At 49.6% G+C, this 26,785-nt stretch carries 12 protein-coding genes; 11 read left to right on the top strand and 1 reads right to left on the bottom strand.

Going from position 1 to position 26,785, the window contains the following annotated elements; translation table 11 throughout:
• From QF669_06760 to QF669_06735, 6 genes are all read left to right on the top strand, one after another.
• On the top strand, nt 1-438 hold a 438-nt coding region (locus QF669_06760; GenBank protein MDP6457132.1), incomplete at its 5' end, for an outer membrane lipoprotein-sorting protein.
• Between the two features lie 192 nt (nt 439-630).
• Nucleotides 631-3,906, top strand: coding sequence for a SusC/RagA family TonB-linked outer membrane protein (locus tag QF669_06755; protein MDP6457131.1), 3,276 nt, complete (start codon nt 631-633; stop codon nt 3,904-3,906).
• Nucleotides 3,907-3,951: 45 nt separating this feature from the next.
• Complete coding sequence (locus QF669_06750) at nt 3,952-5,367, top strand: SusD/RagB family nutrient-binding outer membrane lipoprotein (GenBank protein MDP6457130.1); 1,416 nt, start codon at nt 3,952-3,954, stop codon at nt 5,365-5,367.
• A 101-nt stretch (nt 5,368-5,468) separates the two neighbouring features.
• Nucleotides 5,469-8,516, top strand: coding sequence for a glycosyl hydrolase (locus tag QF669_06745; protein MDP6457129.1), 3,048 nt, complete (start codon nt 5,469-5,471; stop codon nt 8,514-8,516).
• Nucleotides 8,517-8,523: 7 nt separating this feature from the next.
• The gene (locus QF669_06740) at nt 8,524-10,134 is read left to right on the top strand and encodes a D-aminoacylase (GenBank protein ID MDP6457128.1); all 1,611 of its coding nucleotides are present in this window, start codon (nt 8,524-8,526) and stop codon (nt 10,132-10,134) included.
• Entirely contained in the window at nt 10,131-11,423 is a 1,293-nt protein-coding gene (locus QF669_06735) for a M20/M25/M40 family metallo-hydrolase (GenBank protein MDP6457127.1), read from the top strand. Before QF669_06740 ends, QF669_06735 begins: the two co-directional genes overlap by 4 nt.
• A gap of 49 nt (nt 11,424-11,472) precedes the next feature.
• Here the strand turns inward: QF669_06735 and QF669_06730 are convergent, their stop codons facing one another.
• Nucleotides 11,473-14,037 carry a M14 family metallopeptidase gene (locus QF669_06730; GenBank protein MDP6457126.1) on the bottom strand — a complete coding sequence of 855 codons (2,565 nt, stop codon included), beginning with the start codon at nt 14,035-14,037 and terminating at the stop codon, nt 11,473-11,475.
• A gap of 245 nt (nt 14,038-14,282) precedes the next feature.
• Between QF669_06730 and ggt the strand changes: the two genes are divergently transcribed.
• The 5 genes from ggt to QF669_06705 form a co-directional block, all read left to right on the top strand.
• Complete coding sequence (gene ggt, locus QF669_06725) at nt 14,283-15,989, top strand: gamma-glutamyltransferase (protein MDP6457125.1); 1,707 nt, start codon at nt 14,283-14,285, stop codon at nt 15,987-15,989.
• 26 nt (nt 15,990-16,015) lie between these two features.
• Complete coding sequence (locus QF669_06720) at nt 16,016-19,768, top strand: S8 family serine peptidase (protein ID MDP6457124.1); 3,753 nt, start codon at nt 16,016-16,018, stop codon at nt 19,766-19,768.
• 149 nt (nt 19,769-19,917) lie between these two features.
• Nucleotides 19,918-22,353 carry a choice-of-anchor B family protein gene (locus tag QF669_06715; GenBank protein ID MDP6457123.1) on the top strand — a complete coding sequence of 812 codons (2,436 nt, stop codon included), beginning with the start codon at nt 19,918-19,920 and terminating at the stop codon, nt 22,351-22,353.
• Nucleotides 22,354-22,650: 297 nt separating this feature from the next.
• Nucleotides 22,651-25,695, top strand: coding sequence for a spermidine synthase (locus QF669_06710; GenBank protein ID MDP6457122.1), 3,045 nt, complete (start codon nt 22,651-22,653; stop codon nt 25,693-25,695).
• Between the two features lie 342 nt (nt 25,696-26,037).
• Nucleotides 26,038-26,785 (top strand): hypothetical protein (locus QF669_06705; protein ID MDP6457121.1); only part of this gene is annotated, 748 nt, incomplete at its 3' end.

Genomic DNA, 26,785 nt, shown 5'->3' with positions numbered 1-26,785 from the left:
CAGATCTCCGGCCACATGTTGCGCCAATCTGTTATGGGATCAGACATGTCATATAATGATATGATGGAAGACCGGCCCTTAACTGATCTTTACGAGGCGACAGTTGAAGGATCGGAAATGATTGATGGCCGAAAGCACTGGGTCCTTTTTCTTGAAGCCCAAGTGAAAGGACTATCTTACCCCAAGCGTCGTGCTTGGGTGGATTCGGAATATTTGCTACCCATGAAAGAGGAACTCTATGCAAAAAGCGGTAAACTCCTGAAATCCACTTCCATGGACGGCATTAAGAAAGTTCAGGACAGGTGGTTTCCAACTCGGTTCATTTTCAAGGATGAGTTGAAAAAAAATAGTAAAGGGACGGAATGGGTTATCGACGATATTGCTTTTGATGTAGAAATCCCCGATTCGCGCTTTTCCAAGGCTATGCTCCGAAAATAGTTTCCCCAAATCTAATGCCAGCAATAATGTTTTGTTTTTCAATGAGGTACTTGGAAAAACATTGACAATGGCATCTTGATATTGTAAAATCTTCACATCTTTAGTGTTCAAAGAAAGTGCAAGAAATTTGGTTATTTGCTGATTCGCCAGCCCCCATTATCAAGCCAATCGTATAACTGAGAGGGAGAAACCATGAGAAAATCATTTTCCACGCTGAGTATACTTCTAATGATTGTTTTCGTCGCCGCAGGCACGGCACAGACTGGTATCACCGTGCAGGGAAAGGTTACCGATGACGCCGGAACGCCGCTGACAGGCGCCAATGTATTGATAATAAACACGGCGTATGGAGCAGCGACGGACGTAAACGGTGACTATTCCCTTACAGTCCCGACCACAGAATCGGGCAATCAGGTGTCCCTGAGGGCAGAATATATCGGTTACAGCGCGGCATCAGTAACTGTCATACTTTCACCACCCATTGTTACGCAGAACTTTGAATTATCTGTAGACGTTTTGCAGATGAAGTCTGTAAGTGTGACGGCCCTCGGTTTCCAGGCTAACCGTGATCAGCAGGGATCAACCAGTGTTCCGGTAGCTGCAGGTGATATGGCACGCTCAGGCGAATCGTTGATTGCAAATTCTCTGGCGGCTAAGGCTTCTAATGTGGTTGCCAGTGCTGTTAGCGGTGATCCCGGCGCCGGTACATCGATAAGGATTCGGGGTCATAACACGATTTCTGGTGCCAGCCAGCCGCTCATTATTGTGGATGGCGTGCCTACTAATAACTCACAGATTTATGCTGGACATGACAGGTTTGGCGGTACGTCACAGCAATCCCGCGTAAACGACCTCAATATCAACGACATTGAATCTGTTGAAGTCTTGAAGGGTGCCTCAGCCGCAGCCCTCTGGGGCTCAAGAGCTGCCAATGGCGTAATTGTAGTCAAAACGAAAGAAGGTGCTCCCGGCAAGATGAGAATGAGTTATAAGCGCACCAAATCTTTCGATGAAATCCATGAGCGGATTCCCATGCAGACCGTCTGGGGACAGGGGCGAAATGGCTCGGCAGGGACTCAAGCAGAATCGTGGGGTGATTATATCCCCGACCGTTCCGGTGGAGCTGATGAAGTGGATACAAGCGGCGACCACTTTGTTTCTGAGGACGGTACCTTCACCCAGTACAAGATTACAGGGAAAAACTCCAAAGAGATTTATGTAGACTCAAACTGGGATCAGATATTCCAGACAGGAACATATGACTTGGATGATTTCCAGATTTCTGGCGGTGATGCCACAAAAACATATCTATTCAGTTATGGTAGGATGCGACAGGATGGAATTGTCCGCAATGCGTTTTACGATCGTGACAATGTCAGACTGAATACAAAATTCTGGCTCTCCGACTGGATAACCATGAACTCCAAGATTGGGTATACTTACTCTAACTCCAATCGTCTTCAGCGAGGGTCCAATGTTGCGGGTCTTTTATTGGGTCTGCTCAGAAATGCACCAGACTTTGACCTCACTCACTACAAGGGGACATTTGTAGATGTGGATTCAGATGGGAATAAGACTGAGTACTCAGATCGCCACCGTGCCTATCGCCGTAATCTTGGTGGTCCCAGTACAAACCCAATATACAATAATCCCCTGTGGACTATTAATGAACAAATGAACCTGACTACTGTGAACCGTCTGATCATTTCGAATGAGATGAATATTACGCCATCTGACAGGACTGACATTGTCCTGCGGGCCGGTGTTGACACTTTCACCGATAACCGTGAAGGGTTCTTTCCACCTGGTTCCTCTGGATCAGCAAGGAATTCTGGTCTATTCAATATTGATCGTATTACCAATCGTGAGACCAGTTATGGCGTAATTGCGCGTCAAAATGTGCCGCTTGGTTCCTCAGCTTCCATGCTGGCAACTATTGGTTACAGTATGAATGATCGTGCTTACAGTAGGGGCTCTTCCAGCATTACGGGATTCCTGGTGAATACCGATAAGCACACGACCAATGTGAATACAGCGGCAGAGGCATCTTCCGTTTCCAACAGCCGGCTGTTCATTCGTTCGACACGAACATATGGTATACTTTCAATCGATGCCCTGGATCAAATCTACTTGAATCTGTCCGGTGCACTTGAGGATCATTCAACGATCAAGGAATCTTATTTTTATCCTGCAGCCGACTTGGCGTATCAGTTTACCGATATGGTCAGCGGAGCGCTCCCCATCAGCTTCGGCAAGTTGCGAGTTGCCTATGGACAGGTGGGTGTAAGGCCGTCTGCTCATCGCTTTGAAACGCTTGCGGAGAGCGGATTCACCTACAGTACGTACAGCGATCCTCTTGAAGTGGGTCTCTGGGGTGGCGGCTATCGAGTAGATGATGACAGAGGAAACCCCGATTTGAAACCTGAGGTGAAGACAGAAACAGAGATTGGAATGGACCTTCGTTTTTTTGATGACAAGTTCGCCCTCAGTTTCACCAGCTATCAGAATGAAATCAATGACATGCTCATCAATGTTTCTCTTTCTCCCTCATCAGGTTATGACACCCAGTACAAAAATGCAGCCAGGATGGAAAACAAAGGGTTTGAGTTGGACGGATCATGGAACATGATCAATCAGACCAATATGGGTCTTGATCTCATCTTCAACTGGGCCACCAACAAGAATGAAGTCTTAGACCTAGCTGGGACCGAAGTTATTTACTTAGGCTCTGGCTCTGTTAACTCCGTTGCCAGAGTGGGATTCCCCATTGGTGCACTCTATGGAACCGGATCGCTGACTGAGGATGGAACCGTGGATGGGAAACTAGTACTGGACGATAACGGTTTTCCCCAAATAACGCCCCTGCCGATTGTTCTCGGTGATCCAAACCCCGACTGGCGTGGTACCGTTGGTTTAAATGCCCACTGGAAGAACTTCAGATTGAATATCCTTTTTGAGCATTCACAGGGTGGCAGGTATTCGCCCCGGACGCAGTGGGTGTTACGCCGTTTTGGTACCACCATGGAAACAGCTGAACGGACAACACTTACCCAAGACCTTATAAATGTGGACGGCGATACGATTTTGGCCGGCACCTCTGTTCGAGGGAGTGTCCACGATTTCGGCGGCGGTGATGTTCTCTTGGATGAAGCGTGGTATCGTCACGGCATCGGCGGTGGCTTTGGAGATAACCAGGCTTACAACTTTTCCATAAAGGACGCCACATTCTCCCGCATCAAAGAACTGACACTTTCTTACACGCTTGCTTCACCTGCATTCAGGGAGAAGACAAGGCTCAGTTCAGTCACGTTCTCAGCCACAGCTCGTAATCTCTGGGCATGGTACAAAGAGCTGGTTGGCGTGGATCCCGCGGTCAACGTCGGGGGAATTCAAACCGGGTTTGGCTTAGATTACTTTGCTAATCCGAGTACAAAGTCCTACCTGTTCTCAATCGAAGCAAACTTCTAGGTGGAGGGTAAGATGATGAACATTAAAATAGAGGAATTTGGAACGATGAAAAAAGTATTTATGTTTTCTCTGATTGCGATTTCGGTAGTTCTGACATCATGTGAGATCCCGGGGGATCTCAATGATAATCCGAATGAGATCACGCTTGCAGATGTTGACTCGAGACTGTTTCTCAACGGTGCACAGCTTGCTAATACGTTGGCGCAATGTGGTCATTTGAACCGCATCAGCGGAATGTATTGTGGCCAGCTAACCGGTTTTACATCTCTCTACTCCAATATCTACGGTTATTCACTTTCAACTGTGGAATCCAACGGTTCTTGGCGGCGGGTGTATACCGGCGTTGTCACTAATGTACGCCACGTCGTGGAGACCGCACCAGATGACAAACTGCTGGTGGGGATTGCCAAAGTTGTGGAAGCTCATGCCGTGGGTACTATGGCGATTCTCATGGGTGACGTCCCTTATTCAGAGATTGGAGGTGAGGTAGATGACCCCAAGTTCGATTCACAGGTCTCAGTCTTGAATGCCCTGTCATCACTTCTGGATGATGGTATTTCTGCTCTGCAATCAGCCTCCAGCCGAGAAGAGGTCTACGATATATATTTCAATGGTGATAAAGATGACTGGATCGCTGCGGCATATACACTGAAGGCACGCTATGCTTTGATCCAGAAGGACTACAGTACGGCTCTTTCCGCGGCAAATTCTGGTATTTCGTCCTCCGCAGGCGATATGTTGCACATCCCGCGAGGGGATGCATCCTCCTTAGAGGGCGATAAGAATCTGTTCAACATAATCCTGGCAGGATCGCGTACAGGTGACATCGGTACAGGCGACAGCTATCTGATGCAATTGCTCAATGATACAACTGATGTCTACAGAGGCAACGATAAGACAGACGAAACCGCCCGCTTCGGTTATTACAAAATTGATGAAAGTTCATTTTCATCGAACTTGGGCGTCATTGAGCAGTTCGAACCGCAACCCATGGTCACCTACTTTGAGAATCAGTTGATCAAGGCTGAAGCGGCAGCCAGAACATCGGGATTTGATGACGGGCTATCGAACTTAAATGATTACCGCGAGTGGCTGACCGGCGGCGGACGTCTGAATGCAACCTTCGATGATTCTTCTCAATACAAGTATGAAGCCTACGTTGAAGCTGACTTCGAAAGTGGCGGTATGGAAAACAGTGATGGTGTTTCCAAAGACGACGCCTTGCTCCGTGAAATCATTGAGGAGCGATATGTGTCCGGCTTCGGAACATTCATGCCTTTTAATGATCACAGACGTCTGCGCGGTGCCGGAGAGACAGACCTGATTCCGCCCTTCCAATTGAACACCGCCGCGGCTACTAATCATGTAGAGCGTATACCTTATGCTCAGGATGAACTGACCTCCAACGAAAATGCGCCTGAAGATCCTGGCCTGTATGCGGCAACGGAGGTGAATGAGTAATCAGTCCACGCTACTCATCTTATTGTTGTGAAGGAAGCCCTCGTTCCGGGGGCTTTTTTTTAACTTTTCTCTGTTGAGCAAATGGACACTCAGGAGGATACATGAAAGAATATCGACTTATGACAGTTATGTTGTTCTGTGCTATAGTCATGGGGCAGGACAGACTGGAATTGACGAGTAGTCATCTCACCAATTTGAAGTTCAGGTGTATTGGCCCCGCGGTAACGGGAGGCCGGATCCACGATGTTGAGGTGCTGCCTGATGATCCGTCAACCATCTATGTTGGCTCGGCATCCGGCGGTATCTGGAAGTCCAGCAACAAAGGTACGACGTGGAAGCCGGTATTTGATGATCAGCCGGTAAGTACCTTTGGCGATATTGCCATCGCCCCTTCCAGCCGTGACATCATCTACGCCGGAACAGGAGAACAGCAGAATCGGCAGAGTACTTCCTGGGGTAATGGTGTTTACCGATCTGATGATGGGGGAGAATCGTGGCGCCATCTCGGTCTTGAGGAGACGTACCACACAGCTCGCATCCGCGTCCATCCCCGAAATCCGGACATTGTTTATGTCGCCTCACCCGGCAATCTCTGGAAGGGGTCAGATGAGCGCGGCGTCTTCAAATCGACTGATGGTGGAAAGAGCTGGGAGAAGGTTTTATATGTTAATGAATATACAGGCGCCATCGATCTGGTTATGGATCCTGTCGATTCGAACACTCTCTACGCGGCCATGTATCAGCGTCTGCGGCGGACGTGGGGATTCAACGGCGGCGGCCCCGGAAGCGGGATATACAAAACGACGGACGGTGGGAAAACTTGGCGGGCACTAACCAGCGGCATTCCAGAAGGGGACAAGGGCCGCATCGGACTGGCGATTTCGAGAACGAACGGGAAGGTATTGTATGCCACTGTAGAACATCCAGAAGAGGCCGGCGTCTATCGCTCCGCGGACGGCGGCAGCTCCTGGAACAAGGTAAACGATCTGAATCCCCGCCCTATGTACTACAGCCACATCTTCATTGATCCCACTGATGAGGACCGTGTCTATCTGCTGGCAGTGGAGTTCTACAGGAGTGATGACGGCGGCAAAACTTTTCGCCAGATGCCGACACGCCCCACCTATGATGTGGGTGTTCACAGCGATCACCATACACTGTGGATCGATCCGGCCAATCCCGAGCATTTCTATCTCGCCGGCGATGCGGGACTCCACGAGAGCTGGGATATGGGTGAGACTTACATTCGCATGAACAATTTTCCCATCGGACAGTTCTACGCCATAGGCTACGACATGCGGACGCCTTACAATGTTTATGGCGGCATGCAGGATAATCATTCGTGGATGGGGCCCAGCACCAGCCGTCACTGGATCGGCATCATTGATGATGACTGGCATCAGATCGGCTTCGGCGACGGTATGTATCAACAGCCCGATCCTTCTGACCAACGTTATGTCTACTCCAACGCCCAGAACGGGAGTATCACCAGGCTCGATTCGCAGACCGGAGATCTTCTCGATATTCGTCCCTACCCGCCGGGAGACGAGGAGCCGTACCGCTTTGACTGGGTGACGCCGATCCTGCTTTCGCAACACTATCCGAGCACAGTCTACTTCGGCGGCAACCGGCTGTTCATCTCTAAAGACCGCGGCGAGAGCTGGGAACGGACGGAGGACCTCACCCGCCAGGTGGAACGCGACTCACTCATGCTCATGGGGGTCAAGGGAGCGGGGGAAATTCTGTCCAAAAATGACGGTACCTCTTTCTACGGTGAGATCACGACCATAGCCGAATCGCCTCTTGACTACAGAATTCTCTGGGTGGGGACTGACGACGGCAATGTGCAAGTATCAAAGAATGGGGGGAGGAGCTGGACGAACGTTTCCGGCAACGTGCGGGGCGTGCGGGATGGGACCTATGTGAGTCGTATCATCGCTTCTTCCACCGGTCTGGGGGTGGCTTATGTAGCACTTGATGCCCACAGGGACGGCGATTTTGCACCTTATCTTTTAAAGACGACAAACTTTGGTAAGACGTGGCGAAAGCTCACCAGAGGGCTGCCCAGAGATGGATCGGTGAATGTCATCGTGGAACATCCAGCAAATCCTGATCTTCTCTTTCTGGGAACGGAACACGCCCTCTTTGTTTCTACCACAGGAGGAGAACGGTGGACAAAGTTTGATTCCAATCTTCCCACCACCCTCTATGATGATCTGAAGATTCATCCGCGGGACAATGATCTGATTGTGGGTACCCACGGCCGGAGCATCTGGATTCTCGATGACATTGCTCCCCTTTCGGAGTGGTCAAAAGTTGCGGCCGGCTCCAATAGTCATCTTTTCTCAGTTCGTCCGGCCACCATTTTTCACTACTGGAAGGACACGTCGTACAGGGGACAGGGAGCGTGGATGGGAGAAAATCTGCCCTTTGGAGCCCTTATCGACTATTACGTCTATGAGGCAGTGGACAGCCTCTCCTTAGCTGTGTACAATCGGGCGGGAAAGTTGATTCGCAGAATAGCTGGCAGTGAGGAAGCGGGGGTGATTCACCGTGCCGTATGGGATCTGCGCCATGAACCGCCGCCGTATGAGGAAGATGATGAAGAGAAGGAAGGTCTGGTAAAGTCAGAGACGATTCTTCCTGAGCTGCCGCGGAGCGTCGATCCACCCGGTCCTTTTGTAAGACCCGGGGAGTACACGGTTGTGCTGTCTGCTGACGGGAATGAATCATCAACGACGGTTCGGGTGGTCTCTGATCCTGAGATGAATATCCGCCCCTCCCAGTGGAGAAAGCGTGAAAGCTTCCTTCTCGGACTCTTGGAGCTGCAGAGATCTGCCTGGGATCTGTCACAGCGAGCTGATGATTGGAGTGAAAAGTTGACAGTCGAGCATGACTCGCTTGCGGCGTCGGGTGAGGTGGAGGAGATATTTGCCGCCGTTGTCGACTCGGTAGAAGCGACAGCAAAGGAGATAAATAAAGTACGTCGCAAGATCTACAGATTAGCCGGCGAGTTTAATGGAAGCGGCGTGCGGCAGGGCTCTCTCTATCCGCCGACGGAAACCCATGAGCAGCGCAAAGCCAGGCTGATGACCGATCTCCAGCAGGAAGCAGAGAAGTTCAGCTCATTGAGGCAAATCAAACAGTAGATAAATTATGAGAGCAAAGCCACTTGTCAAGGGAGTCACAACGATCTGTCTACTGGCTATTCTTTTTTTGAGTTGTGACAGTTCAGTGGGAGTTTTCGATCTCGTCATTTCGAATGGCGTTATAGTAGACGGTACTGGCAATCCGTGGTACCGTGGGGATATTGGCGTCAGGAAAGGGAAGATTGCACGCGTCGGCGCTCTCGCAGATTCCAAGTCAAAGAGAGTTATTGAAGCTACCGGCCTTGTGGTGTCGCCCGGATTTATAGATATGCATACTCACACCGAAAGGAAGATGCTCGATTTTCCGGATGTTGAAAACTATATCCGTCAGGGGGTGACAACGGTGGTGGGCGGCAATTGTGGAAGTTCTCCGTATCCTGTTGGCGATTATTTTGCAGATGTGGAACGGACAGGTGTGTCGCTGAATCTTGCCCTTTTGGTAGGGCACAACACGGTTCGGAAGAAAGTGATGGGAGCGGAGGATCGGTCACCCACGGCTGAAGAAATGGAACAGATGAAACAGTTGGTGGAGCGCGCCATGGCGGAAGGTGCGGTGGGAATGTCTACCGGTCTGAAATACATTCCCGGAGCCTATTCGAAGACCGGAGAAGTAGTCAAACTGGCAAAGGTTGCGGCAGACTATGGCGGCTTCTATGCCACCCATATGCGTGAAGAGGGGCTGGGACTCTTTGAGTCTGTGGCTGAAGCCATCCAAATTGGTACGGAGGCGGGAGTTCCGGTACAGATTTCTCATCATAAAGCAGTGGGCAAGTCCATGTGGGGCGGCAGTGAAAAAACGCTTCAGATGATCGATGCGGCGGCGAGAACAGGACTGGACATTACCGTGGATCAGTATCCGTATCCCGCCACCAGCACGGGGTTGACGGTGGTGTTCCCTGCATGGTCTCTGGCGGGCGAGAGAGAAGAACTGAAGAACCGCCTCGATGATTCGGAGAGCCGTGCGAGGATAAAGAAGGCCATCGTCAACAATATACTCTTCGACCGCGGTGGCGGCGATCCGGCCAGCATCGTAGTATCGTCATATGCGGAGGACACATCGCTGGAAGGGAAAAACTTAGCTGAAATCACACAGATGCGTGGCATGTCGCCTACTGCGGACAATGCTGCCGAAGTGCTGATGGAGTTGGTCTACGCAGGGAAGGGAAGCGGGATCTATCACTGTCTCCACGAAGACGACATCAAGAGGATCATGCAGCATCCGCGCACAATGCACGCCTCTGACGGTTCAACCATCGAGTTCGGTGCGGCAAAACCCCACCCGCGGAGCTATGGCACCTATCCCAGAGTTTTGGGGCGGTACGTGAGGGAAGAAGGGGTCATCAGCTTGGAGGAAGCAATCCGGAAGATGACTTCACTGCCGGCACAGCGACTGAGCCTTCAGGACAGGGGACTCATCAAAGAAGGGATGTGGGCGGACATAGTTGTCTTTGATCCGGACAGTGTCATCGACACAGCCACATGGCTGGAGCCCCATCGGTATCCTGAAGGTATCCCCTATGTACTGGTGAATGGACGCCCGGTGATTGATGGAGGCAACAGGACAGAAGTATTCTCTGGCAAAATCCTTTACGGAGCTGGTAAGAAGGAGGAAAAATGAAGAAAGCAGTCACAATCTTGCTGGTCGTACTAATCTTTTTCACGGCCGGTTTTTCGAAGGGACTAACCAAAACAGAAAGGAAAATCCGCAATTATGTGGAAAAGCACACCGAGGAGGCGATTGATCTATTGGCAAAAGTGGTCAACATCAATAGTGGATCTCTCAATATTGAAGGCAATAAGACGGTGGGCGCGATCTTTAGAACCGAGCTGGATCAGCTCGGGTTTGATACACACTGGGTGACGTACCCGGACAGCGTCAGACGGGCGGGACATCTGTTCGCCGAAATGCGCGGCGGCGAGGGAAAGAGGCTCGTACTGATCGGGCACCTGGATACAGTATTTGAACCGGATCATCCTCTTCAGAAGTTTACTCGAGACGGAGATACGGCTTACGGGCCGGGTGTCTCGGATATGAAAGGCGGCGATGTGTCCATGATTTATGCTATGAGAGCCTTGGATCATATCGGCGTATTGAAAGAGATGAACCTGACGCTGGTATTTATTGGCGATGAAGAAAAATTAGGTGCGCCTGCATCTATTGTGCGCAAGGAACTGGTGGAAGCAGGGAAGTGGGCCGACATCGGTCTCGGGTTTGAAGGGGCACACGGTATGAGCACCGGAACAGTGGCCCGGCGCAGTTCCTCCTCGTGGATGTTAACCACCACCGGCAGGCAAGGTCATTCTTCGCAGATATTCAAAGAAAAACTCGGCTATGGCGCCATCTTCGAAGCGGCGCGGATTCTGAATGCGTTCCGGGAAGAATTGGTGGGGGAGGAGTATCTTACTTTCAATCCGGGTACATTCGTAGGTGGGACTGATGTGACATACAATCCAGTAACGTCCCGCGGAACCGTTTTTGGCAAGACCAATGTAGTGTCGCAGTCAGTCACGGTACACGGCGGTATCCGTACCATTTCCATGGAGCAGTTGGGCAGTGCACGGGAACGGATGGAGGAAATCGTGTCCAACAATCTACCTGGTACGACGGCCAGAATTGAATTCAAGGACGGCTATCCCGCCATGGCGCCAACAGAAGCCAACTATGCGCTTCTGGATGAGTTAGAAAAGGTAAACATCGATCTTGGATACGGGTCACTGGAACCACTTGATCCGGCCAAAAGGGGAGCGGCCGATATCTCTTTCGTAGCGCCCCATGTGGATGCCTCTCTGGCAGGGATGGGTCCCGATGGATTCGGTGAACATTCCTCCAGTGAAGGGCTGGATTTGACATCTCTTCCGAAGACCACCACCCGGGCAGCTATATTGATCTATCGTCTGACGCAGTAATTTAGACTTGTCCCCGTCTTGCTTTCTTCTCTGAAGAGAGGGCGCACACTCAGAATGTTTGTCCGAAAAAGACGGCATTCAAGAACAGCCCGTTGGTGCCGTACCAGAAAGCGCGGAAATTTAGATTGTCAGCGAATAGAACTACACTTCCTCTCCCCGACCGTCGGGCTATGATAGCCGCCGTCCCCTCGATCTTCGCCAGGTTATCCTCAGAAATGTAACCGCTCAGGAGTGGAGTGTCCGTATAGATGCCCACGTTTGCTCCCGGCTTGGCTGACTTCTTGTAGAAGTTGGTGTTGCGCCTGAACAGTGCTACCCGGTCATCGTAGCCGAATGCTACGGGATGGGTAATGTCGAGTTTCGCTTCAAAGATGGAACCGCCGATTCTCTGTGCACCTCTGGCGGCCGCAATTTTGTTGTAAGGGATGTCCAATGTATCCTTTTCGGCACTTTTCAGAGATTCATCCATGAGCTTGTTGTCAACGACCCACTTGGCTCCTCCTTCGAAGGCGATGAGGTTGCCGCCGTCATTCACCCATCGGCCAACCTTGGCCGCTGCCGTCGAATCGAGACGGGAATACGAACCGTTAACAAGGACAAGGGTGGTATAATCCCTCAGATCTGCTCCCTTTACAGCTTCCGCATCCAGAAGTGACAGCGGCGTATTCATCTTCTCGTTCAGCAGATGTCTCACCTCTCCCACCTGATAGGCGCCAGTTCCGCGGCCCGACAGCACAGCCACAGCCGGTTTTTTCAGCAGTGCATTGCCTGGACTTCCCAGATCAGGCCCCTTTGAGGCAAGACCACTGGTCAACGCATAAACCGTGACGTGATCTTCGCGGACGATTGTCTCCATGAGACCGTGGACATCAGACGGCTCCAGATTACTGCCGGCATCCCTCTGAATCAGAGGGATGGTAATGGTGCCTCTGTCAAACGAAGTTACTTTCCCATCTATCTCCATCTGGAACGGTTCTTTTGCTACGGAAGGATAGATGCCGGCGTCAAGAATGCGGTAGAGTGCCCGCGGAGCGAAATAGCGGTCCCATGACATGAGGTAGGCAAAGGAAGCTTTGCCGCCTATAAGTTCACCGCCATCCAGCGACATCTCTCCGATGGCGTCACCGATCATGCCTCGCGGACTCTGTCTGACAGCACCGTAACGGACACCGTATGCAAGGGGTAGCGTCCATGCGGAAACGTCGTAAAAGAGTGAATCCCGGTATTCTGTCACTGTCTCCATAACCGCTTTGATGAAACGGGTCTGCGGCTGGTTCATGGGGATGATAACCGATTTCTCCGGTTTATAGATCTTTTTGTCGATGGTGACTTTTCGATCCAACTTGTGAATGCGCACCCTGTGTTTCTGAAGTGTCCTAATCAGCAGTTGTGCTCGTGTGCGTCTCTCGTCAAGACTTATGACGTAAGCCTTTACAGGATTTCCTTTGGCGGTTTCGGCCGCATCCTTGAAAAAATCACGCTGATGTTTCAGGAAATCGACACGCATATCAGCGAATCCTCTAAGGGTGCCGAATGATGTAGTAAAATGGTTGCGGATGGAAAAGGGATAAGAGAGGAGACCTGAGCTGGTTTCAGTCAGAAGGGAACGGGACGACGATTGTTCACACAAGATTCCCACAGCGCCGTTCACATCGGGGTAGGTAGAACCTTTGCCGTAATAGAAATCGTCGAAGCGCTCTTTGGTGAAATAGATCGTTCCAATCTCCTCCAGCGATTGGGCAAGATAATCAGCCAGTCTGTTGGTCAGATCGAAGACACCATTGGGCGTATTAGGATTGTTGCGGCTCGGAATGCCCGGCATGAGGAAGTATCTGGCGTCTTTCCCCTGTTCGTGAAAATCGAGTAGAAGCTGAGGCTGCCAGTGATGGAAGAGCGCTATTCTTCCGTTTGACTCCGGGTGTTCCGCGGGGAGCCAGTCGCGGTTGAGATCGAACCAGTAGTGATTGGTGCGTCCGCCCGGCCACGGCTCGTTGTGTTCCCGATCCTGCCCGTCTGAGGTGATCACATTGCTGCGGTTGCTGTTGGCCCAGTCCACGAACCTATCACGCCCGTCAGGATTCAGCATTGGATCGATAAGGATGACATTATGCTCAAGTAGGTCACGGATTTCCCTGCCTTGTCCTGCCGCCAGATGATAGAGGGTAAGAACAGCCGCTTCCGAGCCGCTGGCCTCGTTGCCGTGGATTGAATAGCCGAGGTAGACGATTCCCGGCATGGTCCCCAGATCCTTGTCCGAAATCCCGCCCGCTGAGTCAAACATGCGCAGGTTGTTCTCACGAATCGATTCCAGCCGGCTATGGTTTTCCGGCGATGTTACGACGGCATGTATCAGACGTCGCCCTTCCCAAGTAGTGGCGTGCTGACGTACGATGACTCGCCGGCTCACTTCAGCTACGGCGTTGAAATATTCAACGATCTGGTGCGGCCTTGTGTGACGTGTACCGATACTGTGGCCGATGACATCCTGTGGCTCAGGAATGTCAGATGAATAGCGGACGCCGTCAATCTTCAGCGGGAACTGTATCTCCTCCTGTGATGAAAGCAGTGAAACCAATAGTGCAACAGATGTGAGTGTGCGATAGAATGTCGACATCGTTCCTTTCTCCTGTATCTTGATTGGTATTAGCAACAGCGTAAGAGAGAGGGAACTCTCCCAGGTGATTTACGTAATCAACGGGGAGAATTTAGAAACGTTAGGAACGAAAACAACGGTCAATTGATTAACTTCTTCTATGGAGCAACTCATACTTACTTGAGTTTTCATAGTCGCAGATATTTATTAAGTTGATATTTGTCTCAGCCGTTACTATCATTCCGCCCGACTTGGAAGGAGAAAGAATGCGTTATAGCAGAAGATTTGTTTTCGCCAGTTTGGTGCTGGCGGTTTTTTGGGTCTTTACTGATTGTGCCTCCCTTGCACCCACCAACGCGCCTTTTGCGTCCACCGGCCGCGACGGTATGGTGGTATCGGTAGACCCTATTGCGTCACAGATCGGGATGGAGGTGCTCAAGAGCGGCGGCAACGCGGTAGATGCGGCCATCGCTACAGGCTTTGCTCTCGGTGTGGTCAATCAGTATAACTGCGGTCTGGGCGGCGGTGCTTTTATTGTTATCCGCATGGCGGACGGTACGGTCCATGCCATTGACGGTCGCGAGATGGCGCCTTCAGCCGCTACGCGGGAGATGTACATCAGGGACGGCGAGTTCGACCCGTCTCTTAGTCAGCGGGGACCACTCGCCGCGGGCGTACCGGGTGTTCCGGCGGCTTATCTCAAGGCCCTCGAATTGGAAGGGACAAAACCACTCAACGCTCTGTTGGTATCATCGGTTGCTGTGGCGAGAGACGGTTTTGAACTGACTGAAGAATACATCTCAAAATATGAATATGTCACGGAGTATTTAAGGCAAGATCCAGCTTCCGCGAGAATATACTTTCATGAAGACGGATCTCAGCTCAAAGCGGGCGATATCTTCAAACAGCCGGACCTTGCGGAGACATACGAAAAGCTCGGCCAGCTGGGATTGGACTATTTCTACAACGGTGAATTCGCGCGACGGACTGCCCAATACATGGAAGAGAACGGCGGACTCATGACGGAGGAAGATATGGCAAACTATCGTGCCGTTGTTCGAGAACCGGTGGTGGGTGAGTACAGAGAATATACTGTTATTGGCATGGCGCCGCCCAGTTCGGGAGGTGTACATGTTCAGCAGATGCTCAACATGATTGAGGCTTCGAAAGTGATAGACGGTGCGAAACAGTGGAACGGAGAGACCGTGTTCCGCGTCGCCCAGTTTATGGAGCGCGCTTTTCAGGACCGGGCTGAGTTATTGGGTGACATGGACTACTATCCAGTCCCAGTCGAACGATTGATCAGCAAGGACTATGCTGCCTCCCTCGTGGATGAAATCATGACGGCTACAGAAGAAGCACGCGGAACGACAACGGAAGTCGCTCTTGATCCCGGACACACCACCAACTTCTGTGTGATAGACAGATGGGGCAACGCTGCTGCCATTAACCATACGGTCAATCTCACCTACGGCGCCATGGTGACGGTGCCGGGGACAGGTGTAGTTTTGAACTGCGAGATGGACGATTTTAGCGCACAGCCGCCTGGAATACCCAACTTCTTCGGTCTTATCGGCAGCGAAGCCAACGCCATCGAGCCGGGCAAGCGGCCTCTCTCCAGCATGTCGCCCACAGTCGTGGTGAAGGGCGACAGACCAGTCATGATCCTCGGCGGCTCCGGAGGCCCGAGAATCATCACCGGCGTTCTTCAGACACTCATCGGCGTCCTCGATTTTGATCTTCCCCTGGGAGACGCCGTGGAGATGCCCCGTTTCCATCATCAGTACAAGCCGGAAGCGCTGTTTGTAGAACCGGGCCTTCCCGATTCCTATAAGGCTGTACTGTCAGAACGGGGATTTGAACTAGAGGAGATGGACGGTCTCGGTCGTGTGAGGGTCATCGCCTGGGACAAGAAGAATCAGACCTACAGAGGCTATGCCGACGGACTAGGAATTGGGCCTGTAGCGTACTAGTACCCGCGGTTTCAGTAGAAGAATTATTGAGGGATAGAATTGTAAAATGGTTCGGTGGATTTGCGGTCTTCTGCCTCCTTAGCGGTTTCACTGTTGCGGAGGAGATCACCCCAGATAGTGTCGTACCGGGAGAAATCATTCTCAAGTTATCAGCACGTACACCCCTTCTGCGAGGAAGATCATCCGGCACGGGTACAGCTACTGTTGATCAGACCCTGTTGCGCTATGGCATCGAATCGGTTAGACCCATGTTTCCCAGCGGCAAGACGCGCCGTTCTGATCTGCCCGATATCAGCCGCATATATCGCGCCACTTACAATGAAGATGTTTCCCCCCTGGCAGTAGCTGGAGCATTGGCGGCACTGCCCGAAGTAGTCTATGCGGAACCGAACTATATCCGGCGGCAGTACGATAGACCCAATGACACTAGATTTAACAGTCAGTGGCACCTGTCCAAGATCAGTGCCGTCGCGGCATGGAGTATATCCCACGGAGATTCCACTGTCATCATCGGTATTGTGGACAGCGGTACGGATTTGGATCACCCCGATCTGGAGGCTAACATCTGGGTCAATGAGGCTGAACTGAACGGTCTTTCCGGCAGTGACGACGATAATAACGGCTATGTGGACGATATCCGCGGCTGGGATTTCGCTGATGATGACAACAATCCTGACAATGCCGTGCCTGAGAATATTCACGGTACCCACGTGGCCGGCCTCGCCAATGCGGTCACCGATAACGAGATTGGCGTGGCCGGCGTGGCGTGGAATGTCAAAATGCTAATCACAAAACACGGCTATGACGATGATACTCCTGCCATTGTGAATGGCTATCAGGGTATTGTCTATGCCGCTGAACTCGGTGCTCATGTGATTAATTGCAGTTGGGGCGGCGGCGGATATTCACAGTATGAAGCGGATGCCATCAACTACGCCTCAGGATTGGGAGCTCTTGTGGTGGTGGCGTCTGGCAATGAGAATTCTGATATCCCCAGTTATCCGTCGGCCTATGAGAATGTGTTTTCTGTGGCCGCTACCAACCGGAATGATCAGCGGGCAGACTTCAGTAATTTCGGTCTGTGGGTGGATGGGGCGACACCGGGAGTATCAGTGCTATCTACTCTGCCGGATGAATCGTACGGACAGGCGTCAGGGACGTCCATGTCGTCGCCCGTGGCGGCTGGCGCAGCAGCTCTGGTAAAGTCATTCTACACTGATCTCTTACCCCATCAGCTTGCCCGTCGCTTGGCAGGGACCGCGGACAACATTGACAGTAATAACCCGGACTTTGTGGGGTTGCTCGGCACAGGACGTTTCAATGCTAAGAATGCACTTACTTACGATGAATCGCAGTTTGCGGCGTTTGAACCGAAACTGATGATGACCAAGACAACTGTTTCTGAAGGCAGCGACGGCAATGGAAATGGCGTCTACGACAAAGGTGAATCCGCAAACGTAACCGTCACTTATAGAAGTTTTTCTCTGGGAGCAACAGAGAACTTTACCGTTCGCCTCTCTTCTGATGATCCAGATCTCAGTGTCACCAGCGCAACTACCGCAGACTGGACTGTTCCTGCTGACACCACCTTTTCCATAGTGGAAGAACTATCCTTCACTGTGGCGGAAGAGGCCGAAGGCCATATGGCGGAACTGGTATTGGAGGGGGCCGTGGATGGGTCGATCGTTACGAGTGATACGCTCAGCATTCTGATAGGCAAGACGCCCATCCTGCTTGTGGATGACGATTGGGAAGACTGTTGCGGCGACGTCAACGTGGACGGTTTCTACAGAGGCATTCTGGAGGAGAACGGCGTCAGCTACGGTGTGTGGGATCACTCTAGGCAGGGGAGCCCTTCGGCCGAAACGCTGAAGAGTTTTCCCGTGGTCATCTGGTTTACGGAGTGGGACTTTCCCAGCCTCGATTCTCTCGATCGTGCCGCCCTGCGAGCCTATATGGACAGCGGCGGGAATCTCTACCTTTCCGGCCAGGATCTCGGCTGGGATCTGAACGAAAATCCAGGGACTGATGATCAGACCACTTTCTTTAATGACTATCTGCGTGCCGATTGGGGCGGAGACGATGCAGGTACACGTAATGTTGAGGGGGTTCTCGGCGATCCCATCAGCCACGGTCTCAACTTCACACTCTATCAGCCCGGTCTGCAGAAAGATCTTCAATATCCCGACTGGTTTTCGCCAAAAGAGGGTGCCAAACCAATCTTCCACTACGATAACGGGAAAGCGATGGGACTGCGGTATCAGGGTGATTACCGCCTCGTCTATACAGGCATGGGGCTTGAGGCTTTCGGCAGCGGTATAACCTCCAAGGCTCCGGATGATATTAACGATATTCAGCGAACGGTTCTGACACGAATTCTCACTTATCTCAATTTCGTCCATCACAAACGGCTAACCGACACCGAGACGGTCAATGAGGATTTTCAGATTTCAATTGACGTTGCGGGAGACACGGCCGATGTGGCAGCGGTGAGACTTTACTACATGACGGATAGTATGACTGACTACGAGGCAGCCGAGATGGTATCCGGAGATGGCCGTCGTTTCAAGGGGACAATTCCGGCGCCGGGAGAGGCTACCACAATTAGTTACTATATTGAATCGGTACACGAGTACTATCGCTGGACAAATCCAAGCGGTGCTCCGGAGAACGCATTCAGGTTTTATGCCGGCCCCGATACGGTGCCTCCGCAGTCATCTTTCATCACAGAATTGGATGACCGCATTGATCGCACAGGGAGTGCGGAAATCCGGGCGTTCGCCCAGGACAATATCAGTGTGAAGGAGGTAACTATCGAAACTTGGACCTCCAACGACCCCTCCGGGACTGTCCGCACGGTGCCGATGGAATTGCGCGGTAGAATCTGGAAGGCGAAGATCGATTGGGCGGATGTGCCGGGCAATACGACTGTCAGTTACCGCATAAAAGTGACGGACAGCTCCTCCAATGAGAATGTGGACAGGTCCGAAGTCTTCACATTCAGGATCGTTAACTATGCTCAACTGACAGACTGGGAACATCTGGATCTTTCCAAGTGGGACACCGGTGACGGCTGGGGAGCATTCTTTTTCAATCCTTCCATTGGGTGGCTGATGAATGATTCTCCGCAGGAGAGTTATCGGGATAATTCCGTCAATTCACTAACCATGCTAAACTACATTGATCTATCGTCGTATGAGTCTGCCTATCTCTCTTTCTGGGAACTTTCCATGTTGGAGGAAGAGAAAGACTGGGGCTGCATCGATCTGTCGGCCGGGCACGGGTGGACTACAGTTTCCTGCATCACTGGTCTCAGCGTCGTTCGGGAAGAGGAGATTGTTGATCTGTCGCCTTATCTGAGTGAGGGGCAGGTTAAGGTTCGTTTTCAGGTGATCACGGATGAGCAAAACGCCTATCAGGGGTGGTACCTGGGTAATATTAGTCTGCTTGTGGATACTACGCTGCAGATGACAACAGATCCTGAAGCAGAGCAGTTGCCGGCGTCTTTCAGCTTGGAACAGAATTATCCCAACCCGTTCAACCCAGCCACTACTATCGCCTTCTCTCTGGCCGAGACGGGCGACGTTAGGCTGACAGTTTATGACGTCCTCGGCCGCGAGGTAAAGGTTCTGATGAATGAAGCGCTGATGCGTGGACGGCATGAAGTGGTCTGGGACGGTACGAACGCTGCTTTGGAATCCGTCCCCTCTGGCGTCTACTTTGCTTGCCTGTCCGCTGGCGATCGCTCCGCCACGCGAAAGCTGTTGCTTCTGCGGTAGAAGAGGGATTCCGGGTTTTCCATGGAGATTAATGTGCCGCTCAGCTTTAACAGGATGGACGGGAAGAAACTGTGATAATGATCACACATTGCTACCCTGATGAGTGTTATACTACATAGTTAATTTCTATTAGTTTCATGTCCCGTATCATGCGGAAAACTTCCCTTTTCATTTCGACAGGATTACTGTTTCTTGGTCAAGTTCTCGCGCAAGAATATGATTCGTGGCGCATGGGTCTGGTGGCAAATCCCCAGTATGATTATGGCTCCGACGTCTGGGGTTACACCGATGAGAACGGTCACGAATTTGCTGTCTTCGGCGCCCATAATGGGACGGTTATCCTGGACGTCTCATCCAATCCATCCCATCCCGTGGAGACGGGTTACATCGAGGGCGCCAACTCCAGCTGGCGGGACTTGAAGACCCACGGTGACTACCTTTATGTCACCAACGAATACGGCGGCGGCCTCGATATTATCGATCTGACCGACCCGTGGCACCCCTATCTTGCCGCTCAGTATACGGGGATCAATTCGGCTCACAATCTCTACATTGCTGATGGGTATGCCTACATTGTTGGTTCGGACAGAGGTGCCGGGGGGATCCGAATCCTCGATCTGGCCAATCCTATCGAACCTGTAGAAGTAGGATTCTGGGAGACGGCATACATTCACGATATATATGTCAAGAACGACACTGCCTATGCTTGCGGTATTAATGAAGGCGACCTCCACATTCTCGATGTGTCCGACAAGAGTAATATCAAAACGCTGAAAGTCCTCGACTACGACAACTATGGCTGTCATGCTGCCTGGACGACGGAAGATTCCAAGTACATCATTACGGCGGACGAAAAGGGCGGGGGGTACGTAAAAATCTGGGATGCCCACGATTATGACAACATCAACCTGGTGGGCGAATATGAACTAGGCAGCGGAAAGTCAGTACATAATGTATTCGTGAAGGGGGACAAGCTTTTCATTTCATACTACGTTTTCGGCACGCGCGTGGTTGATATTTCTGATCCTTCCAATCCTGAGGAGGTTGCCTATTTCGACCTGTATCCTGGGAGTGAAGGGCTCTACTCAGGCAACTGGGGCACCTATCCATTCGCCAATTCCGGACTCATCTATTCCACCTCCATGTCGGGAGATGGATTCTTCATTCTGCAGTATCCGCTCTATGTTGATTTTGCTCACGAACCGCTGACCGATACCGAAGATATTGACGGTCCCTACGACGTAGCTGTTACCGTTGCCGCGGTGGAGAACAATCAGTTGGTCTCCGGGACGGTCATGGCGGTTTCGGGATTGAATGAAGAATTCACCGATACCACTTATCTGGCCACAGGTGAGGGCCCCGATGAATATGTCGGTAGTTTACCGGGGTACGGCCGCGACGGAATCTATACCTATTATTTTGCTGTGGAGGATATGGCGGGCCGCTGGTCAACGCTGCCCTACGGCGCTCCCGATTCGCGCTACTCGTTCAACGCGGGATCCGATGTCATCCTGCCGGTGATTCACAGATGGACGGAACTCGACGATCAGTTCGGACGCAGCGGCTCATCAGAAGTGACGGCTGTGGTGAGCGATAACATCGGCGTGGGTGAAGTCGTGGTGGAATACTCTCTGTCACCTGATCCGTCCGGCGCCACCCACAGTGTCAGTATGACGTTCAGCGAAGGCGTCTGGTCCGGCAACATCAGCTGGGAAGACGTCCCCTGGCGAACTGTGGTCTCCTATCGCGTGCGTGTCATCGATGCTTCCAGTCAGCAAAACGAAGAGGCATCTTCTTACCGCTCTTTCGAGATCCTCAACTGGACCGCCGCCGGCTCGTGGGAGACAGAGGATCTCTCCGGCTGGGATACGGGCGACGGCTGGGGATTTGCCGGCATAGGCTCAGTAGGGAGAGTGATCCACGACTCACCCAACGGCATATATGAGGACAACGCAAACAACATCCTGGCTAAGCTTGACCCTTTAAACATTGCTTTATATTCATCCGTCTATGTTTCATTCTGGCATTTGGCTTTTCTCGAAGAGGATCACGACTTCGGCTACTTTGAGGTCTCTTCCGATGGTGAGACGTGGGATAAGATTACTTCGGTGACAGGCATAGGAGTTGTAAACGACAATATCTTTGATCTTTCCGATTACATCGATGATGGACAGTTGTGGCTCAGATTCAGGTTAGTGTCTGATGCGCAAAACAGTTACGGAGGTTGGTTCATCGATGATATACTCCTCATGGTAGACACTACGCTGACAGCCATAGCAGTGAACCATGAGGAAGACCTCGTTCCAGAAGCATTCACCCTTGAACAGAACTATCCGAATCCTTTCAATGCCGTTACCACCCTCCGGTTCTCTTTGCCAGTGGATGCCGATGCCGAAATCGCAATCTTCGACCTCCTGGGCCGGAAGATCCAGACTCTCACTCAGGGGTTTCAACGATCGGGAATCCATGAAGTGAAGTGGGATGCTGCCGACTCCGCTGGTAATCCGGTCCCTTCCGGTGTCTACATCGCCCGCCTCTCGTCAGGAAACATTACTGCTACCCGCAAGCTGATCCTTCTTCGCTGAATTGACTTTAGTGAACGCTCGAAAAGGACTTAGCGTACTGTTAGAGTATTCTTGTTAATAGCTTGAGAATTCCTCGGAGAAAGTGATTCATATCAGACGACGGGCGCAGACCGAGAGCACATAATTAATTACTTCAGGTAAGAAAACTTAATAGTGGGTCTATTATGATCTGAATGAGGATATTCTATTTTTAATAAAAAACCGTAAATTGTGTGAAAGATATCTCCAAGACTAATCTGGTACCACTATTCCAATGAAAAAACCATGCTTAGGTAACTAATAAGCCCTTTTGGCAAAATGAAAAATCTTCAAATAAGTAGATCAACGCTCTATCATATATACATTTCACTCTTCTTTCTTTCGGGCTTTTCAGGTCTTATCTATGAATCAATCTGGACTCACTACCTGAAGTTATTATTAGGTCACGCAGCTTATTCGCAGGCGCTTGTTTTGGTAATCTTTATGGGTGGCATGGCACTGGGAGCGTGGGTTACAGCAAGATATAGCACAAACATAGTCAATTTGTTTCTAGGCTATGCAATAGTTGAAGGAATAATAGGTTTATATGGTATCTTTTTTCATGCAATATTTACCCGAGTATCAGATTTAATATATTTTTCAATAACCCCCGGCCTTAATTCATTATATTTAGTTAGCGCTTGTAAATGGGTGGCTGCATCATCCATTATATTCCCCTCAGCAGTTTTGCTTGGTTCTACATTCCCTCTCATGAGTGCAGGTTTAATCCGAAATTCTCCAGAGGACTCTGGAAGATCACTTGCTGTACTTTATTTCTCCAACAGTTTAGGTGCATCAATAGGAGTGTTAATGAGTGGGTTTGTATTTATTAATTATCTAGGCTTCGAAGGCACAACTCAAATTGCTGGTTTGTTGAACATATTCATTGCTCTAATCGTCTGGTTGACTGGCCGAGAAAAAGACTATTCAGCTAATAATTTGTCATCGATGAGTCATCAAAAAGAAAAAATGCCGTCTCAAATACTTGTTTTAATGTTATTAGCATGCGCTGTTTTTACTGGAGTCGCATCTTTTATATACGAAATTGTTTGGATAAGAATGCTAAGTCTTGTCCTTGGGTCATCAACCCACGCTTTTGAACTCATGCTAAGCGCATTCATACTGGGGCTTGCAATTGGAGCATTCTGGATCAAAAGTAAAATCGGTCAATTAAAAAATCCGTTAATAACGCTCGGCATTATACAGATATTAATGGGCCTTTTAGCTTTGTCAACACTAATGGTCTACAGTCAGACGTTTTATTTAATGGAGTATATGTTTAATGCTCTCAGGCCGACCAATCAGGGTTATTTGCTGTATACTTTATTCAGCCATGGTATTTGCTTATTAGTTATGTTGCCAGCGACGATCTGTGCAGGAATGACGTTGCCTATTATATCTTATTATTTAATATCAAACAATGCCGGCGAAGGTGCTATAGGAAAAGTTTATGCATTAAATACTGTGGGTGCTATAGGAGGGGTTCTTCTCGCTTATCAATTAATATCATTTTGGGGGGTGAAAAATCTGATCATATTTGGCTCCGGAATAGATATAATAGTTGGTCTGGCGTTGCTCTGGAAAATGATGGCAATAACAAATAGAAAATATTGGAGTTTTATAGCAACAGGAACAATGGCAGTGATTGCATTCAATTTTTTATTTATTCAATTGGACCCCAATAAAATGACATCTGGTGTTTTCAGATGGGGTCACCTTGGTGGTAAAAGGGAAGTTGTTTTCCACAAAGATGGTAAAACAGCATCAATCGATTTAACATTCGCAAATGACAAATATGTCATCCTCACAAATGGGAAACCTGAGGCATCAATATCAACGACTTCGGTTCCTTCAATGGATGAATTCACCCAAGTCTTCAGCGCGGCATTGCCGGCCTCACTTCATTCGGCCCCCAAAAGTGTGGCTGTAATTGGAATGGGATCAGGAATGACAACTAACGTAATATTGAAGGATCCGGGGATTGAGCGTTGCGACATTATTGAAATTGAGCCAGCTATGGTTGAAGCTGCTAGCCTACTAAACAATCTCACCAATACTGAAATTGAAGATTCACGCATAAATATTGTTGTTGAAGATGCCAGGACATTTTTTTCCTACAAGAAAAATAAATACGACCTCATTATTTCAGAACCTTCCAATCCATGGGTTAGTGGAGTCTCGAACCTTTTCACTAAGGAATTTTACCACTTGATCAAAAAATCAGTCAATGAAGATGGATTGTTCATTCAATGGATGCATTTATATGAAATGAATATTTATCTTCTCCTAACCGTAATTGATGCGGTCTCTCTGAACTTTAATGATTACGCCGTCTATACTGTTCAGGGAGACATTCTGATTGTTGCAAATACTAATGGGAAATTGCCAGAACCTTCTGAAAGAATCTTCACCATCCCTGAATTGGACTCAACGCTAACTCGTTGCGGTTTCAATTCTATCCAAGATTTAAGATTAGCTAAACTTGGTACAAGGGAAATCTTTGATAGCTTACTTGATGCTTACGATGTAATTCCTAACTCTGATTACTTTCCAATTCTTGATTTAAATGCTTCAAAAGCTCTATATTTACGGCAGAACGCAAATGAATTAATGTTTTTACGCACAATCAATCTGCCAATCATTCCAGTACTTGAAGGAGCATTCAATACATCTGAGGATTTATCTAATACAGATAAGCTTTCTATCGTAAGGAACGATAGATCTCCGATACGTCGTAACGCCTTTACAGCAAAGGAAATTTATGATTATTTTGCAGCATCAAAAAATGGTTCGATTCTGCCTAAAATCAATGCTAGCAATTTAAAAATGATAGAATCTGTATCTTCGGCCAACTACCGGTGTGATGGGAATTCATTAAACACAATTTGGTTTGAAGCTTTACAGACTCTGGCGGTCAGAACCTTGCCCTATCTCTCATCCAATGAAATGGAAATTATCTTAAACAATATTCAATCCATGAAATGTTTCGATAAATTGTCCGATGAAACCCTACAGTGGTTCAACCTATATACGGCTGTGAGCAGGAATGACTTTAACAATATCTTAAAGTTTTCATCGGAGCTTTTATCAAAAGAGATTGATTCTTCAGTTACTGTCCCACTATCAAGTCACTTTTATTTGCTAACAGCAGCGATGCTTGCCAGTATAGCACTTGATGATAATGAAGGCGCTTTATCTATATTCGAAAAATATAAACCAAGCAACTTTCAATCAATAGTTCTTACGTTATTATCCAATTACGCTATGCAAAAGCATTATTTGTCGGATAGCCAAATACAATCAGACTCTCTCACAACGTTTTAGTCAATTCTAGTTAATACCTGTGGAAAAATCGATGAACAACCATTTTCAATAAACAAAGGTAATCATCATTTTCTTGAAGTAATCACTTGCTGAAGCTCCCGATAGCCGCCTCCACTTAGGCGGAAGTTGAACCTTACCGCGGGACGCACCGTCATGTGGCAAGTTTTCTGTCTATAATCTATACAGGATCGGTGACGGTGAGGCATTCCAGATGTGATTCTGGTCACAACTAGCGCCAGTGATAAAAATTCTCTTGCGAACTCCATTAGCAAATATATATATTGATTTGAAGAGTAAGATTATCTATCATTATATGTTTAACGAGTAATCAAAGAGGATCCCATGAATAGAAAATCATTCCAAGTCATTACTTTTCTTATTGTTGCACTCTCCATATCCGTTGCAAAAACTGATGTATTCGCTGATAAGAACAAAAAGCGAGGGGTGTTAGCAAAAGGTCTATCCAGACTTCCCACGGCTGAGCAATTGAAGCAAAACCGACAGGAGCGGCTTATGCATCAGAAACTGGAACCGTTGTCCGAACGCCTGAAGCAGGCAGGGCAGGCGAAGTTTGAGCGGGATAAGATGGAGGAATCGAAAGAAAAGAGCAGACCCAAGTCTCTTGAGTCTGAAAATTTCAAGATTCGTCGACAAATTCAACGATATTCTAAATGGCAACGGTTTGCCCAACAGGGAAAATCGTCAAAAAACTGGATTGGCGGCACCGGGCGCTCTGCTGGTAATTCACCTTCCGTCTTGATAAATGGGGCCAGTTCTGCTACTGTTGAAGCGGGAGAATCTTTTACATTCTCTATTACATTCACCTCTGGAGAGGATTCAGCATTGGTGGACCTTTTTTACGATGCCGATGGAGATGGCACTGTGGATGATGGGGAAATTTCACTTTTTAATCTTTCTTTCGGTGGTGACCCTGAAGGTGGCGGTCCTAGCGGCCCTGGTGCCTCTTTCTGGATCTATGACAATTCCGGGGCAGATGATGACCCGACAGACGGCGTATTTGTAGAAACGATCACGTTTTTTCCATTTATGGGGATATCCACCATCTTTCAAGTCACGGATGGGGGCGGCA

The sequence above is a fragment of the Candidatus Neomarinimicrobiota bacterium genome (assembly GCA_030743815.1).
GTDB lineage: Bacteria > Fidelibacterota > Marinisomatia > Marinisomatales > S15-B10 > UBA2146.
This window is presented reverse-complemented; position numbering and strand designations above follow the sequence as displayed.

Bases quoted from the DNA above. Each gene is read 5' to 3' on its own strand.
- QF669_06755 (MDP6457131.1), top strand. From the start codon at position 631: ATGAGAAAATCATTTTCCACGCTGAGTATACTTCTAATGATTGTTTTC.
- QF669_06750 (MDP6457130.1), top strand. From the start codon at position 3,952: ATGAAAAAAGTATTTATGTTTTCTCTGATTGCGATTTCGGTAGTTCTG.
- ggt (MDP6457125.1), top strand. From the start codon at position 14,283: ATGCGTTATAGCAGAAGATTTGTTTTCGCCAGTTTGGTGCTGGCGGTT.
- QF669_06735 (MDP6457127.1), top strand. From the start codon at position 10,131: ATGAAGAAAGCAGTCACAATCTTGCTGGTCGTACTAATCTTTTTCACG.
- QF669_06715 (MDP6457123.1), top strand. From the start codon at position 19,918: ATGCGGAAAACTTCCCTTTTCATTTCGACAGGATTACTGTTTCTTGGT.
- QF669_06710 (MDP6457122.1), top strand. From the start codon at position 22,651: ATGAAAAATCTTCAAATAAGTAGATCAACGCTCTATCATATATACATT.
- QF669_06745 (MDP6457129.1), top strand. From the start codon at position 5,469: ATGAAAGAATATCGACTTATGACAGTTATGTTGTTCTGTGCTATAGTC.
- QF669_06730 (MDP6457126.1), bottom strand. From the start codon at position 14,037: ATGTCGACATTCTATCGCACACTCACATCTGTTGCACTATTGGTTTCA.
- QF669_06740 (MDP6457128.1), top strand. From the start codon at position 8,524: ATGAGAGCAAAGCCACTTGTCAAGGGAGTCACAACGATCTGTCTACTG.